This is a genomic window from Sphingobacterium deserti, from assembly GCF_000757725.1.
GTDB lineage: Bacteria > Bacteroidota > Bacteroidia > Sphingobacteriales > Sphingobacteriaceae > Sphingobacterium > Sphingobacterium deserti.
Genome location: NZ_JJMU01000014.1, coordinates 144,938 through 161,317 on the forward strand (window position 1 = coordinate 144,938; position 16,380 = coordinate 161,317).

Consider the following 16,380-nt stretch of genomic DNA (forward strand, 5'->3'; position numbering starts at 1 on the left):
GCACACACAACTAAAGTAGTCTTCGCATAAATTTTAAAAATTAGGTTAGTGCATTAAAGGTTGTTTACTTAGCCGAAATGCAGTTGAATTTCTATAGCCAGTAAAGAAACCTATTAAGCGGTTTTATCCGTCAGTTGATTTTTAACTTTCTTATTCCATTCCAATTGCTGTATTGCGATGCAGGCAGAGGCGAAAAGCTGGACATCAGTCATTTCGGATATCTCCAGTTTCGTTTGTCGCGCTAACCGTGGGATACAATATTCCTGCACAGCGGACAAGATCTGCGGCACGAGAGCCTCCCCGAAAGCAGCTCCGCGACCACTCACAATAATCTTTTGCGGATTTAAAATATGAATCAATGTGGCAATTCCTTTGCCCAACATATGCGCGATCTTCTTAATGGCGCGAATGGTTAATTGGTCACCTTTTTCATACGCTGTAAGCAAATGTTCGAATTGGATGCCCTTCTCTTGCGAGAAAATGTCTTCCAAGTATGACCGCTCGCCATTGGCCAACGACTCCTGAATATCATCGATTGCGCAGTGCAACGAAGCCTCCACTTCCAGACAGCCCTTTTTCCCACAGGAGCACAATCGGTTCTCATCCGCTAACGGAATATGGCTAAACTCACCTGCAAAACCGCTATGCCCGCGAAATAGGCCACCCTGAATAACCATACCTAATCCCACACCCCAGTTCAGGTTTATTACCAATGCCTCGGAAACGAACCGCGCTGCACCGAAGTATTTTTCGGCAATAGCAATTGCTGACGAATCATTCTCAATATATGTCGGAATATGGAAGTGCTTGCGGATATTATCACGCAGCGAATACAATGATGAAACCGGGTTGTAGGAGTTATTTACCCCTGTTTGCGGATCGACAAAGCCAGGTAGCGTAATACCAATAGCCAATACTGCGCGGTCGTTAATATCGCCAATGACCACCTCGATCATACCGACGATGATCGCATAGACTTCTTCCTCCTGCTTCAGCTCAATGGCTTTTTTTACCACGGAGGTAATTGGCTTATTTTCGAGATCAAATGCCGTGACGCTAACAGAATATTGGTCAACTGCAACGGCGAGTAGGCATCCATGTGCTGCCGTATTGAGCGCGAAATTCATGGCCCGTCGCCCACCCGTGGATGCTCGTAAGCCAACCTCCGCAATGAGGTCGTCATGCATCAGTTCATTGATTGCCCGGGTGATAAGTGGAATGCTCTTACCGATTCCATCACTGACCTCTGCAATGGATTGTGTACTGTTAAAGTACAGATGCTTCAATATCGATGATTTTAGGCTATCCACAATTTCCGTGATTAGTTAGTTAATTAGTTAAGGCAAATATATATTCGAAAAGAATATCTTCCAAATACTTTTTAAATATTTTAAAAAGTTGTAACATATTTCTTACTTTAAATAATCCGATATCAGACATCGGATATGTAAACTCCGTAGCCTTAATTAATTTCGAGAGAATGAAAAAACAATTTAGCACAGCTGAAATCGAATATTCAGGGCACCTGAAACTGCACTAAAAAGTGAATAATAACGTTGATTATTTCTAGCATAATTGAATAAAAAAATCGAAATTTTTTATTCCACTATCTTTTATTTTTAAATAATCTGCCAAATTGTAACTTTACAGCACACCTAACACCGGCCAAAATGAGAACTGAAAAGACAAGCATGCGCTATTATTCCCTTGATGTATTTAGAGGTGCTACTGTAGCATTGATGATTATGGTCAATAATCCCGGTTCGTGGAGCCATATTTTCGCACCATTCAAACATGCTCCATGGCATGGTTGTACCCCAACGGATCTCGTCTTCCCGTTCTTCCTTTTCGCAGTAGGTAACGCGATGTCCTTTGTGATTCCACGATTGCAGGAGGCCGGTGATGCCGTTTTCTGGAGGAAAATCGTTAAACGCACCGTCTTGATCTTCGCTATCGGTTTGCTGTTAAATTGGTGGCCCTTCGTGGAATGGATAGATGATAGTCTACAGTTCAAAGGCTGGGTTAATGCTGTCAATCCTGAACGCGGGATCCGTATCCTTGGTGTTTTACAGCGGATAGCTATCGCCTATTTCTTTGCATCTATACTGGCGTTCTATGTAAAACCGAAAACGCTAATCCTCCTGTCTGCTGCCTTATTATTTGCCTATTGGGGAGTTACGGCGTATTTGGGTGGCGAAGATCCATACTCGCTAGCCGGCTGGTTTGGCACAGACATCGACAAAGCGGTTTTGGGAGTCCCGCATATGTACAAAGGAGAAGGGGTGCCTTTCGACCCTGAAGGATTGGCCAGTACACTTCCGGCTATCGTCCAAGTTGTATTCGGTTACCTGGCAGGTGTGTTCATAAAGCAACAGGGACAGGTCAATTGGCTTTGGACAAAAATACCACAAAGCAACGAACCGCACTTTAAGCTGCTTGCAGGCCTTACCGTCACTGGCTTTATGCTGATCGTGCTAGGCTGGATATGGTCTTTAGGATTTCCAATTAATAAAAAGATATGGACTAGTTCTTATGTACTTTATACGACGGGATTGGGCACACTGACTATCGGAACTATGATTTGGTATATTGAGGTGCAAGGCATCAGGAACAGCCTGACGAAATTTTTCGATGTCTTTGGTAAAAATCCATTGTTCATTTTCGTACTTAGCGGACTTCTACCGCGCTTCTTGGGATTATTTCGTATTCCTGACGGTCTTGCGGAGGACGGATCTACCCAATATACGCAAGCGCTGGCATGGTTTTACAAGTATATATGTGCGCAGATCCCCGGCCCGCCAGAAGTAGGATCGTTTGCTTATTCGCTTTGCTTTTTAGCGCTGATGTGGGTTATTTGCTACCTGTTAGATAAAAAGAAAATTTATGTGAAGGTTTAGTCGTTCGAAGTAAAGCGTAGTGCTACGATAGGCTCTATAAAAAAGCCCTGTATGTGGGTTGAAACATACAGGGCTACAAAAATCAACTAGACGTAGACTACAAGGAATAATCTTTCGTCAGCGTAAATCCGTCGGTCAACCTGATATCATCAGAAGCTGCTCCTACTAACAGGGTGAATTTTCCCTTCTCTGTTTTCCATTTTTTATCCAAGCCCCACAGTTTAAGATCTTCTTTGGAAAGATGGAATAAAAGCTCGCGCGTTTCGCCCTTTTTAATGGCTTGTCGTGAAAACTTTTTAAGCTGTTTTACAGGCGTGACGACACTGCTTACTTCATCGACCACATATAACTGCACCACTTCTTCGCCATCCCGCGCCCCGGTATTTTTAACATTTAAGCGAACGGTACACTCGAAATCATCTGCTTGCTCAGCCAGTGTCACCTCGAGATCGCTGTAAGCAAATTTTGTATAGCTCAGCCCATAACCAAAGGCATATAGCGGCTTCGCATCAAACTCCACATAGTCGTGGTGTTTCGGTTTCGTATGGTTATAGTGCACGGGAAGCTGGCCAACAGATCGCGCAATAGAAATAGGCAATCTTCCAGCAGGATTGTAATCACCAAACAGAACATCAGCAATGGCCATACCGCCTTCCTGCCCGGGATACCAGGCATTGACGATCGCCGGCACATGCGCCGCTGCCCAGTTCAAATTTAATGGCCGCCCCATGATCGTTACCAAAACTACGGGCTTTCCTGTGGCTTGAAGCGCTTTCAGCAGCGCCAGTTGGTTGCCCAATAGATCCAAGCTTGCGCGGTCAAATCCTTCTCCGCTCTCCATGTCGCTTAACGCACTTGCGCCACTTTCAATATTCGCGGCACCAGTTGCTTGATAAGATGTCTTGAAGTCGCGCGCACTCGACCCGCCAAGCACCAGAATCGTTACATCTGCTTTAGAAGCCGCCTGTACCGCCGCCGCGATGTCGGAAGCACTGGTATCTCGAATGGCGCAGCCTTTGACGTACTCTACTTTTGTATCTTTCGACACGGCCGCTCGAACGCCCGTTAATACCGTTTTCACCTTCTCATCAGGTTGCGGTGCCGTGTAATCCCCCAACTGGTTGTACATATTATCGGCATTAGGCCCGATCACAGCAATCCGTTTAAGCGATTTACTGAGGGGCAAAAGATTGTGCTCATTTTTCAACAAAACTAACGCCTCACGCGCTACTCTTCTAGCAATATCAATGTGTTCCTTTGTTGCTACTTTCTTGTCAACAACTCTTTCATCCACATAAGGCTGATCAAACAACCCCAACGCAAACTTCTGGTGAAGCACACGTGCCACTGCCCTATCCAACGTTTGTTGATCTACACGGCCTGTTTTCACGGCGTCCAATAGATTTTGATTGTACCCAGATCCACTTAAGTCTACGTCAAGACCAGCATTGAGGCTTTGTTGCGCAGCGTCGACTGCATCCGCCGCTGTAGCATGACCGCCATTGAGTCCAGATATGCTTAATAAGTCAGATACCACAAAACCATTGAACCCCCACTGTTTACGTAAAATTTCGTTTAGGAGCCAAGGGTTTGAAGAACAAGGTACACCATCGATCGAGTTATACGCTGTCATCACTGATCCAGCACCCGCTTTAACCGCAGCCTCAAAAGGAGGTAAAAAATTCTGTAACAGCGATCGTTCGCCTATACTTACACTTCCACCGTTATGCCCCCCTTCAGGAACAGCATAAGCAACGAAGTGCTTGAGCGTAGAAATAATTTTATCCGTTTGCCCAATTTTTTCACCCTGAAATCCTTTCACCATGGCCTGCCCCATTTGCGCGATCAAGTAAGGATCTTCCCCATAGGTTTCTTCCGTTCTAGACCAGCGTGGGTCACGTGCCAAATCCAGCACTGGGCCGTAGCCATTTTTACCACCTACGGCGTATGTTTCACGTGCAATTGCGCTCGCCATTGTTTGGATTAATGTCGGGTTCCAAGTGCTTGCTTGCCCGATAGCTGTCGGAAAAACCGTGGCACCAATCGCCATGTGTCCATGTGGCGCTTCCTCTGAAAGTAATAATGGAATTCCCAAACGCGTGCTATCCACCATAAAGCGCTGGATAGCGTTAGTCGCTCTCGCAGCCTCCTGAGGGCTTAAACCGTTGGTCAATGTTTTTTGTGTCCATGGATCAGCACGTAACGTTGCCCACAATAAACCTATATGCTGTTGCTTCACCACATCTTTTAATTTTTGACTGGCACGCACGTTGTTTCCCGATTTCTCATACATTTCCCACCCCAACAACTTGGAGAGTTGCCCCACTTTTTCTTCTACCGTCATGCGGCCAATCAAATCTTCAACACGATCCGCGATCGGGAGCTTGCTATTTTTGTAAGGCAAAACCTGAGCTTGTCCGGTTAAGAACAAACCCGTCATGCCTAAAATAAGTACATGTTTAATTTTCATTCGTTGTATATGCTTCAATAAAGATGACGCCTATTGGCGCGATACTTTAGTCTGAATAATTTACTCTTCTACCAGGCAAGCTCTTATTGTACGGAAGTTGGTCTAGCCTCTTTCGCAACGCCAAATGTTGTCGACGGCGTGGTCCCCATTTCAAACGTTAACTCACCACCTTGCATAAGGTCGGCATAGCTAATGTATGATTTCTCATAGGCCTTACCATTCAACTTTACGGACTGTATATACTTCGCTTCTTTACTGTTGTTATGGGCAACGATCGTCAAGGACTTTCCAGCATCCAACGCTAAGGTTACTTTATCGAAAAGCGGGCTTCCGAATATAAATGGACCACCAGCAGGTGAAACTTGATAAAATCCTAAGGCGGACATGACGTACCAAGCCGACATTTGTCCTACATCCTCATTTCCCGACAGACCATCCACTTTGTCCGTATATAGCGTAGCTAATGTTTGGCGTACGCGATCCGCTGCCTTCCATGGCTGCCCTGCAAAAGGATACATATAAATGACGTGGTGACTCGGCTCGTTGCCATGCGCATATTGCCCAATCAAGCCACTGATGTCCGGTGAAGCTTCTTCTCCTAGATCACCTTCAACGACGAAAAGGGAATCCAATTTATTGATAAACTTCTCCTCACTACCAAACAAATTTATAAATCCATTTACATCGTGCGGCACCAACCAGGTATATTGCCATGCATTACCCTCCGTGTAGTCATTCGCTAAATGCGCAGAATGAAACGGATCAAATTTTCCAGGTCTGAATTTTCCTTTTGAATCCTTGCCGCGCAAAAACTGAAGATCCTTATCAAAATAATGTTTATAGGCTTGACTTCGCGCGCTAAAATAGCGGTAATCTTCGTCTGCGCCGCGCAGTTTTGCCACCTGTGCCAAGCTCCAGTCCGCAATCGCAAATTCTAAACCTTTTGCTACCGATTCTACTTTTTCTTTATCATAGGGCACATAACCATACTTTTTATAGGATGCCAACCCGCGATCGTCTTTCATCGCTGATACCTTCATTGCTTCATAAGCAAGATCCTTATCAAACCCTTCTACACCTTTCAAGTAAGCATCAGCCACGACAATAATTCCCGGATTGCCCACCATACAGTCGGTTTCGTTGCCCACCAAATGCCATACAGGAAGTTTGCCCTGCTCTTGGTAAATGCGCAGCATCGTATTCACCATATCCGGCAAACGATCACGGTGAATAATACTCATCAAAGGATGTGCAGCGCGATAGGTATCCCATAGGGAAAAGGTCGTATAGTTATTTCCAGACTCCAAACGATGCGGCTTAAAGTCAGAACCCATATAATCACCATTCACATCATTGAAGAGTGAGGGCGCGATCATCGTATGGTAAAGCGCTGTATAGAAGATTTTACGTGCTATGGTATCTTTTGTTTCTACATGCACTTTTGAAAGCTCGTTGTTCCAAGCTTGATCAGCAGCTTTTTTTGTTGCGTCGAAATCCCATCCAGAAAGCTCATCCTGCATATTTAGTTTTGCATTTGCGATGCTGACAGGCGAAACAGCGACTTTTACCAACAAGGGTTTACCTCCATCATTTTTCGCAAAACTTAGCTCGCCATAGGCCCGCTTTACACGGATACTGTCGCCCGGCTGTACAGCGGTGCTATCTGCTAAACGGATACTGACAACCGGTTGCGAAAAGCTGGCGGTGAAATATATCTTTTGATTTTTAGCCCAGCCCATCGAATATCTGTAGCCAGAAACAACGGAGTCATTTTCTAAAACAATATGTCCTTCCTTCTCACCTTCCCAACCTATTCCAGCATCAAGATTTATTAAAACTTTAGGCGTTTCTTCCTTAGGAAAAACATATTTATGAAAACCCACGCGTGCGGTCGCCGTTAATTCCGCATCCACGTTAAATCGGTCCAAATGGACGGCATAATAGCCTGGACGAACTGTTTCGCTATCGCGGTTGAAGACAGAATAAGCGCCACTTTTTTGATCACCGGCCTCGCCGCGGTCGAAACGTACCTCACCAGTAAAAGGTAGAAAGACGATGTCACCTAAATCACCAATACCTGTACCGCTCAAATGCTGATGGGAAAAGCCCATAATGGTAGAATCAGAAATATGGTAGCCCGACACCCAGTCCCAACCCGTCGATATATTAGAAGGACCAAGCTGAACGGCGCCATAGGGTACATTCGCACCTACAAAAACATGGCCGTGTCCGCCCGTGCCAATATACGGATCTACATATTGTGTAAGCTCTTCCGCGCTTGGAAGGTCAGATTGAACACCGCATGCGTTAAACGCAAAAATGGGCGCACTAAAAAGAACGAGTTTCTTAACGAAACCTTTCATTACGATCATAAACAAGAAACTATATAGTTTATATAAAATGTAAACACACAAAGTAAAGATGGCGATTTTTCAACAATCCCTACCCAACCAACTGACTAAATTAACGTTTTAGCACATAAAAAAAATATTATCCTCGGATTTTTACATAATTGACCCTTCAATACCCAATCGCATACTGCAGTCTAAATTTTAAAAAATATAATTACCTTGGTCACATTATTGCGCCAGACATAAGCACAGGCGTAGCCATTGCCAAAAACGCTAACATGAAGAAAATTTATATCCTTGTCGCATTGATTCTTTCTTACCAATGCTTTTTCGCTTTGCAGAATGCGCAAGCCCAATCTTCCCGAAGCTCCTGGTTTGAAGAAGCGCGCTACGGCATGTTTATACACTGGGGATTATACAGTGCCGCCGAAGGCATGTGGAAAGGAGAGCAACTACGCTACTTGAATAATTATGCGGAATGGTTACGGTATAGGAATCGTATATCAAAAGAGGAATATGGCAAACTCGCAGAGCGCTTTGTTTGGGATCGGATTGATCCGGAAGAATGGGTACTGGCAGCAAAAAAGTCTGGCATGAAGTACATCATCATGACCGCCAAACACCATGATGGGGTAGCGCTATGGAACACGCAAGTGGGCGACTATTCGTTGCCGAAATTGTCTGGAAGCAATCGCGACGTCATCAAAGAACTAGCAGAAGCCTGTAGAAAGCACGATATGAAGCTCGGCTTTTACTACTCGCACTGGATAGATTGGGAGCATCCCTACGCGTGGGATCATAATCAGGAACTGACGGGACATGTTACGGACGCACAATTTGATCAATATTGGCAGGAAAAAGCTATACCGCAGCTGCGTGAACTGTTAACCAATTACGGAGACATCGCGGTGATGTGGTTTGACATGTGGATACCCTACCAGCGTTCGATCTTTAAAAAGGAACAGCTCGAACAGGCAGCCTCTCTTATCAGATCCTTGCAACCGAACTGTCTTATTAATTCGCGGCTTGGTTTGGATACCAATAGTGAATTTGTAGACTTTGAAACTTTGGGCGATAATCAGTTCGGCACAACCTATACAGAGCATGCTTGGGAAACTCCGGGAACAATCGCACATTCGTGGGGCTACAACGGACAGGAGAAAGAGTGGAAATCAACTGCTCAGTTATTTGAATCACTGATCAGCAACGTGGCATTGAACGGTAGTTTTACATTGAACATCGGCCCTCGCGCTGATGGCTCAATACCTTTCGAAAGTACATCGCGGTTGAACGATATCGGGCATTGGTTACAAAATTATGGGGAGTCAGTATACGGAAATACCGGGCTTGAATTCAACTCGAACCGACATGATTGGGGTAAACTGACGCGCAAAAAAGGTGAGAACATTATCTATCTACATGTTTTCAACTGGCCTTTGGATCGTATCCTTCGCGTAACAGGATTAAACAGTAAGCCGGAAAAAATAGAATTGCTCGCAAACAATCAAACGCAACCCTGTTCATTTGATAAGTATGGCCCGCTATTGCATATACAGTTACCAAAACAACAGCCTGATCCCTTTGTTTCCATACTTAAACTTACGTTTCAAACCATTGAGTTAGACAAAGACGTTGTTACCGAATCAACCTTTGGCGGATTTGCGTTGACGGGAATGAATGCTAAAGATGCAAACAACGTGAAGCTGGTTAAGTATGATGGGAAGCGTCCTGCGCACCTGATTATGGGTGATGAAAAGATAAGCTGGTCTGTATATCTGCCTGAAGCGGGTCAGTACAGCATCGATTTATCGGCCCATAATCCAAATGATGAAGGTCTACCCGTCCGCATCACCCTAGCAGGTCAAACAGCAGAAGCCGTGGTAACACCTGATGGAAAAGTCGTGGTGGAACCCAATGAAAAAAACTATGTCGAAGAGTTTGCTGATCGAAGATTGGGTGAAATTACAATCACGCAACCCGGGAAGTACACATTGGAATTTCAATCGCTAAACCGGCGGCCATTGTGGTTAAATAGACTTTGGATCATAAAGAAGTAGATTTGATGAAAAACAACATAGCCCTGTTGGAAAGCTCCAAAAGGGCTTTTTTATTTCTATGATGCCTGATAAGTTTTAGATTCTCATTGTAACATTTAAAAAAAATCTCCAAAAGACTTGCACCTTAGAAGCGAGACATATACCTTTGCGTTGTTTATATTAAATCTAAATAAATAAGTGATTAGGCAATCATTTTGATATTTAGGCTAGAAGACAAGGACGCAACTACATCGCATAACTTATGAATTCATCATAAAAAAGTAGCGCCATACCGAACGGCAATTCGAGCATGGCGCTAAGAGCGGGCCTAACGGCAATCAGACCCGCATTTATCTGCGTTTTCAACGCAGGCACCTTCTAACGCATTACCATTAAAAGATGAAACAAAATAGTACTTTTTTACTAACTATTTGTATGCTGCTGTCATTTTTTTCGACAATAGCACAACAACAAAAACAAACCTTTACAGCTCGTGTCCTAGCGGGTGGAGAAGCTGTACCATCGGCAACAGCTCGCATCAACAACCAAGTCATACACAGCAATGACAACGGTATCTTTACATTTACTGGCATCTCCGGAACAACAATTAAAATAGAAATTTCCGCTGTTGGCTTAAAGCCCCTTAAGAATCAAGTCAAGTTACCTACAGCAAATAAAGATGTGCTTGTCTTCAATCTTGAGCAAGAAGATAAAGAGATAGAAGAAGTAAATGTTCTGGGAAGAACAGAAAGCCAAGATGTGAATAGACAAGCCTATAACGTAGTGGCAATTGACGCGAAAGCTCTTCATAACACAACGCTTGACCTATCGCATGCATTAGATCGCGTATCTGGTGTTCGGGTGCGCGAAACAGGGGGCGTGGGCTCTGCCTTTAACTTTTCTTTGAATGGGTTCACTGGCAATCAGGTGAAGTTTTTTATCGATGGGATCCCGATGGATAATTTCGGATCATCCTTTCAAATCAACAATATTCCTATTAACCTCGCGGAAAGACTGGAGGTTTACAAAGGTGTGGTACCTGTTTGGCTAGGGTCGGATGCTTTAGGTGGCGCTGTAAACATTGTGACTGGAAATGGCAAGCCCAATTATTTGGATGTATCCTATTCTTATGGATCTTTTAACACGCACCGCACTACTATCAATAGTGCTTTCACTACACCTTCTGGCTGGACATTCCAATTGAATGCGTACCAAAACTATTCAGACAATAATTATTGGGTCAATGCAGCAGTTTCAGATTTGGAAACGAGGCAATACTACGCTGATGCACGCGTACGTCGATTCCATGATACCTACCGCAACGAAACGGTAATCGGACAGTTTGGTGTAGTCGGAAAGTCTTTTGCAGACGCCTTGTTAATTGGGATAAATCTCGGTCAAAACCGCGCTGATATTCAGACCGGCGCCACAATGGAAACGGTCTTTGGTGACTGGTTTCGGCGAGGAAGTATCGTAATGCCCACATTAAAGTACCGAAAAAAAGACATCGTAAAAGGATTAGATGTTTATGTCAACGCAAACTACAACCTAGGATATGAGCAAAATATCGATACGGTAGCGCGTCTGTACAATTGGTTAGGCCAACACATTGATCGCACGGCCCCTGCAGGCGAGAGAAGCTATTCCATGTACAAGTTCCGGAATAATATGGGAGTTGGAGCCGCAGGGGTAAATTATCGAATCAACGAACAAAACACCCTAAGCCTAAATAATACAGTGAGTACATTTAATCGTCAAGGCTCCGATGAATTGGCTCCATTTAACGAAGCCTATGAGCAGCCTCGAAAATCGATAAAAAACGTATTGGGCTTAAGTTACCAGTACAGCCGAGATCGTTGGAACGCGACAGTATTTGCGAAGGACTTGCGTCAAAACGTTAGGTTTGCGGAAGCATTCACCCCCGGAGGCGATGCAAGTCAACCACTGCAATACCGTCAAATGGACACCAAATTTTCTGCTTTTGGCTATGGATTGGCAGGTACGTATTTTATCCAACCTTCATTACAGGCTAAAGTTTCCTTCGAACGTTCTTACCGACTGCCAGACCCTTACGAATTATTTGGAGATCTAATCAATACACAGGGAAATGTAGCCCTGAAACCAGAGTCCAGTAATAACATAAACCTAGGCCTATCTTATGTCAAGACAATCGCAAAAATGCATCATGTGCACGGCGATGTCAATTTTTTGCTCCGTGAAGCTAAAGATTTCATTCGCCCAGATTTAAATCCAAATGGTACGCAGCAAGTGATGCGAAACCTTTTGGATGTTTCTAACCGCGGCGTTGACTTCAGCCTGCGATATGGATACCATAATAATTTCACGATCGGACTTAGCGGGACTTATCAGAACCTACGTAACGAAGTAGAATTTGAACCCGGTAGTTCAAGGGTTAGTCCGGTTTACAAAGATCGTATCCCCAATATACCATACTTCTATGGTAATGGAGATGCTTCCTATTTTATACATGATTTGGCCGGCAGTGGAAATCATTTAACCATCACATACAATTTACTGTATGTACATGAATTCTATTTGGCATGGCCTTCACAAGGTGGTTTAAAGAATCAAATCCCTGAACAGTTTGCACATGACCTATCCGCTACCTATTCATTGAAGGATGGTCGATACAACATTGGATTAGCCTGTCGAAATCTGTTCGATAACAGGCTATATGACAATTTCATGCTGCAAAAGCCAAGTCGCGCATTCAGCGTTAAACTACGTTACTTCATCAATAAATAAAAAAACATACGAAAATGAGAACAATCAATACATTATCTCTTTTTGCTGGTCTGGGATTAGCATTAAGCAGTTGTAGCAAATCAGACGGGCCAACACAGGTAGAGACCCCAGGATCTTACGTCATTGCCGCGGCTACGTTAAGTAGTACGAATAGCACAGATTACTTGTTGACTGCGCCATCTTTACAGGAAGGATCCATCACTACCACAGGGACTGGCGTTGAGCAATTGGGCTATCGCACCTACGTCCAAGCGGCAGACCGTATCTTCAGCTTCCGCTACGGACAGGGAAATCCCGGATCAATCACCTCTTATACTCTAGCTGAAGGTAATTTGTCTGCTGGGCAAAGTTTACAAGGAGAAAGTACAGATGTCAACGCACTTGTAGGCGATGATGTGTTAATGATTCGTAACAATCCGCGTTTCAATATCCCCAATATTATTTTTACGTTGATTGATGGAAAGAACGTAGCAGTAAAAGGTACTGCCAGTATAAGTAATAAAGATTTAGCGGGCAACGGAGAAGTGGCGTCCTTAAGCACTACGCCAATTTTACTTGCAAATAATAAAGTTTTGGCTCCATTCTATACGGTAGTAGATGGTACCGGTCGCTCAGAGTTTTTGACGAACTACCTAGATGAAAGTCGTTTTGCGGTCTTTTCGTACCCTTCAATGACCTTAGAAAAAACGTTCCTTGATAAAAGGACAGGAATTCTAACTTCGGGCGTACACCAAACTAGAAACGGCGATGTATATGCATTTGCTGGTGCCGGTCATCCGAACTATTGGTCGACGACGACTACGTACCCACTTTCAAAGAACCCATCTGGTATACTAAAGATCAATGCGAATACATTGGAAACTGATGCCACTTATTTCTTTGATCTGACTGCTGCATCAGGAGGACACCGTGTCAGAGCATCAAAATATATTGCAGATAACCTATTTTTCTTAGCCATGTATGGCGATGCGAATGCTGCACGTGGTGCTAAAACACGCTACGCTATAGTTGACGTTGCAAGCAAACAATTCAAATGGGTAACAGGTTTGCCATCAACTATCAACGAGTCTGGCTTCCCTGTCTATGTTGAAAACGGCACCGTATCTGTCGGTGTAAATGGAGAAAGTGAAAACATCGTTTACCAGGTTAATGCACAAACTGCGGTAGCAACGAAAGGCTTAAAAGTAGATGGTTTGATTAAATCTATCATGAAACTTTAGGATTAAAGATCTTCGAGTAACCTATAGTCTTCAAAAAACCCGCAGGGCAACATAAACGCTATTCTTTTCAAGAATAACCTGTGTAAACTGCCGTATCGCGTGTAGACTAAAGGCTCGATTTTATAAAAAAGCATGAGCGCCGACGAGCGTTCATGCTTTTTTTAATCTATCGGGAAAGACGACCTCTTACGTAAGCCCTATTCCACGATAACCTCAATCCCTGCCATCTCTGCTTTATACTTTATCTTTTGTATAAGCCCATAGTAACTCCAGTTTCGCAGCACAAATCGCTCTTCTGCCGCGCGTTCTTCCCTAGCCGTTTGGTTTGTCAAGAGCAAGGTGCCGGCCCCCGCTTTAATACAGATATCAATCAACTTCCGGCTGTAATTATGGAGTCGATTTTCTACGTAGCGCTTTTCCTTATCGTCAAAATTCGTCAGTCCTTTCGTCTTTCGCTTGCGGCCATGCCCGCCTCTTGCAAACGAAGCTGCCTTTTGCAGTCGGTTTCTCGCCGCCTGAATGGCGAGTCGTTGATATAAAAACTCTTCTTTGGTTCCGATACGATAATTATCCCTATCGATCAGTACGGTAATAGGATACTCCAGGGAAAGCGAAGCTTCTGCAATAACGTATGGCTCAAGAGCATGTTGTATCTTAGGCATTTCTAAGCTGAGCAATAAGAAAATTTTACCCTTCAGAATTTGAAGTGAACTTCCGCAAATTTTGATTTGTCCTGATGTGGCTTTTTCCAGAAGTTTTCGTTTGCTCCCACGGTCCTTACCCAAATACGTTCGGAAGGGAATTTTAAAAAGCGTAAATTTAAATTCCTTTGAATCAGCGTCTCTTCTGAATTTCATATCAAACCCTGAAAACGGTATGGGGACATCTCGTTTCGAGGTAGACAACGACCGCTCACCTTTCCAATACGCCACACGATGCTGATTGAAACACTTGACGGCGCTGACGTTCAAACTGGTCAATATTTTCGCTGGAACCTGCCCTTTAAAATAGTGAGACAACAATTGATAGGTCGTATTTAAGCGGGAGGTGGTGAATATTCCCTGCTCATCTTTTTTGCGGCTGGACAGCTTCAAGCGGATATCATCTTGCAAATAAATGAAATCGCAAATTCGCTCTTGCACATACTGATGAGTAAAGACTAAGTTAGACCCTCTAAACACTAGTGACTGCCATTCGAACAGCGTGCTGTAATACGCCCTGCGTTGTTCCGTATTATCGCAATCTATGTACAATTGAATTTTTCGCACCAAGATATGAGTCTGCTTTTCCATATCAATCCATTATGTTATTTACATGCAAACGTCGTCCATACACAACCTCGTTCATGCAAAGCGCTGGTCAATAGCATTGAATGAACTATCAAATGTCGCCAAGGGACTATGATATTCCGGCTCTGTACTGCAAAGTCAAATTACCGCAGCAAATCCTCTATCCCGCCTTCTTCCAATAGGGGCCTATTGATTTTTTTTCATTTTTTGCTATAAACACATGTCGTAAATAGTATTTCCAGCAATGTCGTCCCACCCCTTAAAGAGAGCAATTAAACGAATTTTTGACAGCGATATATCCGTAAGACTTTGCTTTGACATATTGACCTCGTACAATCGCATGGAATCATTATGTTTAGAATTAGTTGTGTATACTTCCCAAAAATGTATAAGCCGTAACGGCTGTTGTTAGTATTCAGTGAGTGACCAGCGTCCTCACCCTACGGCGCCACAAGGAGCCTCTAAGTTTCGTTTTAAAACAATAGTACGCGTTGCCACACTATCAAAATACGCGATATACCTGTATTCGCATGATGCTTTTAAATGCGGTAAATAATTCAAAGAACCTTATACATCTATATCAATAAAACCGTTTAAACATCTCTGTGAAAGTTATTTGGCCAATCCTTATAAAGCAAATATAGTAAACTTATATATTTTGCGCAAAATATAAAATAAATATATTGCGCAAAGTTATTATACAAAAATAAATGTATTAAAATTAGACCTGTTTTTATTTTATTTGGCTTGTGAGTGGAATAAATAAAGGTATTTTAAAAGAAATTGGTCTAAAAATTAGAGCGCGTCGAGAGGAATTATCCTACTCTCAAAAAGACGTTTCTAATATGACTGGGCTAACGGTAAACATGATTTCAACATTTGAAAACGGGAAGGGTTCCACGCTAAACAATTTCTTATTAATCTGCCGTGCATTGCAAATACAACCAAAGGATGTGCTTGTTGATGATATTGACTTACGACCTCTTTACGATTTGCCTCCCGAGTCTAGGAGAAGACTGGAAATTACGCAAAAGCTAGATGATCTCGTGTACAACAGCGATTTCTTCAAGCAGCCTAAGCGTGTAGCAGAGGTCATCAAAGAGCTCGATTCAGATAAACGAGATAGTAACAAGTTTTCCGTGTATTTGACGAGCTACTGCAAGGAAGGCGAGCTGGAATACGTTAAAGAAGGGAACATAAAGAAATATAGAAGACCCTAAGTGAAGCGCGTAGTCTAAACGCTTGCAAGGACATTTAAAACAACAGGGCTGTCTAAATGATAATTGACTAACTTCAAATTGCGTCATTGCGAGGAAGTATGACGACCTCCCAAGGAAACCAATCTGCATTG

General features: G+C 43.4%; 9 protein-coding genes. 5 read left to right on the forward strand and 4 right to left on the reverse strand.

Annotated features, from left to right (window positions below; genetic code table 11):
* Positions 1-113: 113 nt before the first annotated feature.
* Positions 114-1,310, reverse strand: coding sequence for an ROK family protein (locus DI53_RS04860; RefSeq protein ID WP_052072071.1), 1,197 nt, complete (start codon positions 1,308-1,310; stop codon positions 114-116).
* Positions 1,311-1,670: 360 nt separating this feature from the next.
* Between DI53_RS04860 and DI53_RS04865 the strand changes: the two genes are divergently transcribed.
* The gene (locus DI53_RS04865) at positions 1,671-2,897 is read left to right on the forward strand and encodes an acyltransferase family protein (RefSeq protein WP_241462373.1); all 1,227 of its coding nucleotides are present in this window, start codon (positions 1,671-1,673) and stop codon (positions 2,895-2,897) included.
* A gap of 97 nt (positions 2,898-2,994) precedes the next feature.
* On the opposite strand, the gene DI53_RS04870 is transcribed toward DI53_RS04865, so the two are convergent.
* Positions 2,995-5,367 (reverse strand): glycoside hydrolase family 3 N-terminal domain-containing protein, encoded by a 2,373-nt coding sequence (locus DI53_RS04870; RefSeq protein ID WP_037496067.1) that lies wholly within the window; start codon positions 5,365-5,367, stop codon positions 2,995-2,997.
* Between the two features lie 83 nt (positions 5,368-5,450).
* Positions 5,451-7,739, reverse strand: coding sequence for a GH92 family glycosyl hydrolase (locus DI53_RS04875; protein WP_052072074.1), 2,289 nt, complete (start codon positions 7,737-7,739; stop codon positions 5,451-5,453).
* A gap of 257 nt (positions 7,740-7,996) precedes the next feature.
* Between DI53_RS04875 and DI53_RS04880 the strand changes: the two genes are divergently transcribed.
* The 3 genes from DI53_RS04880 to DI53_RS04890 all read left to right on the forward strand — a co-directional run bounded on the left by DI53_RS04880 (position 7,997) and on the right by DI53_RS04890 (position 13,740).
* Positions 7,997-9,775 carry an alpha-L-fucosidase gene (locus DI53_RS04880; protein WP_037496204.1) on the forward strand — a complete coding sequence of 593 codons (1,779 nt, stop codon included), beginning with the start codon at positions 7,997-7,999 and terminating at the stop codon, positions 9,773-9,775.
* Between the two features lie 378 nt (positions 9,776-10,153).
* Positions 10,154-12,520 (forward strand): TonB-dependent receptor plug domain-containing protein, encoded by a 2,367-nt coding sequence (locus tag DI53_RS04885; RefSeq protein ID WP_037496069.1) that lies wholly within the window; start codon positions 10,154-10,156, stop codon positions 12,518-12,520.
* A 14-nt stretch (positions 12,521-12,534) separates the two neighbouring features.
* On the forward strand, positions 12,535-13,740 hold the full coding sequence (locus DI53_RS04890) for a DUF4374 domain-containing protein (RefSeq protein WP_037496071.1): 1,206 nt from the start codon (positions 12,535-12,537) through the stop codon (positions 13,738-13,740).
* A gap of 197 nt (positions 13,741-13,937) precedes the next feature.
* Here DI53_RS04890 and DI53_RS04895 read toward each other — a convergent pair whose 3' ends face one another.
* Positions 13,938-15,032, reverse strand: coding sequence for an IS200/IS605 family element transposase accessory protein TnpB (locus DI53_RS04895; RefSeq protein ID WP_037496073.1), 1,095 nt, complete (start codon positions 15,030-15,032; stop codon positions 13,938-13,940).
* Positions 15,033-15,778: 746 nt separating this feature from the next.
* Between DI53_RS04895 and DI53_RS04900 the strand changes: the two genes are divergently transcribed.
* The gene (locus DI53_RS04900; RefSeq protein WP_037496075.1) at positions 15,779-16,249 is read left to right on the forward strand and encodes a helix-turn-helix domain-containing protein; all 471 of its coding nucleotides are present in this window, start codon (positions 15,779-15,781) and stop codon (positions 16,247-16,249) included.
* Positions 16,250-16,380: the final 131 nt, after the last annotated feature.

What these genes read in the sequence shown, in the direction of transcription:
- DI53_RS04865 (WP_241462373.1), top strand. Translation starts at nt 1,671, where the DNA reads ATGAGAACTGAAAAGACAAGCATGCGCTATTATTCCCTTGATGTATTT.
- DI53_RS04870 (WP_037496067.1), bottom strand. Translation starts at nt 5,367, where the DNA reads ATGAAAATTAAACATGTACTTATTTTAGGCATGACGGGTTTGTTCTTA.
- DI53_RS04875 (WP_052072074.1), bottom strand. Translation starts at nt 7,739, where the DNA reads ATGATCGTAATGAAAGGTTTCGTTAAGAAACTCGTTCTTTTTAGTGCG.
- DI53_RS04880 (WP_037496204.1), top strand. Translation starts at nt 7,997, where the DNA reads ATGAAGAAAATTTATATCCTTGTCGCATTGATTCTTTCTTACCAATGC.
- DI53_RS04885 (WP_037496069.1), top strand. Translation starts at nt 10,154, where the DNA reads ATGAAACAAAATAGTACTTTTTTACTAACTATTTGTATGCTGCTGTCA.
- DI53_RS04890 (WP_037496071.1), top strand. Translation starts at nt 12,535, where the DNA reads ATGAGAACAATCAATACATTATCTCTTTTTGCTGGTCTGGGATTAGCA.
- DI53_RS04895 (WP_037496073.1), bottom strand. Translation starts at nt 15,032, where the DNA reads ATGGAAAAGCAGACTCATATCTTGGTGCGAAAAATTCAATTGTACATA.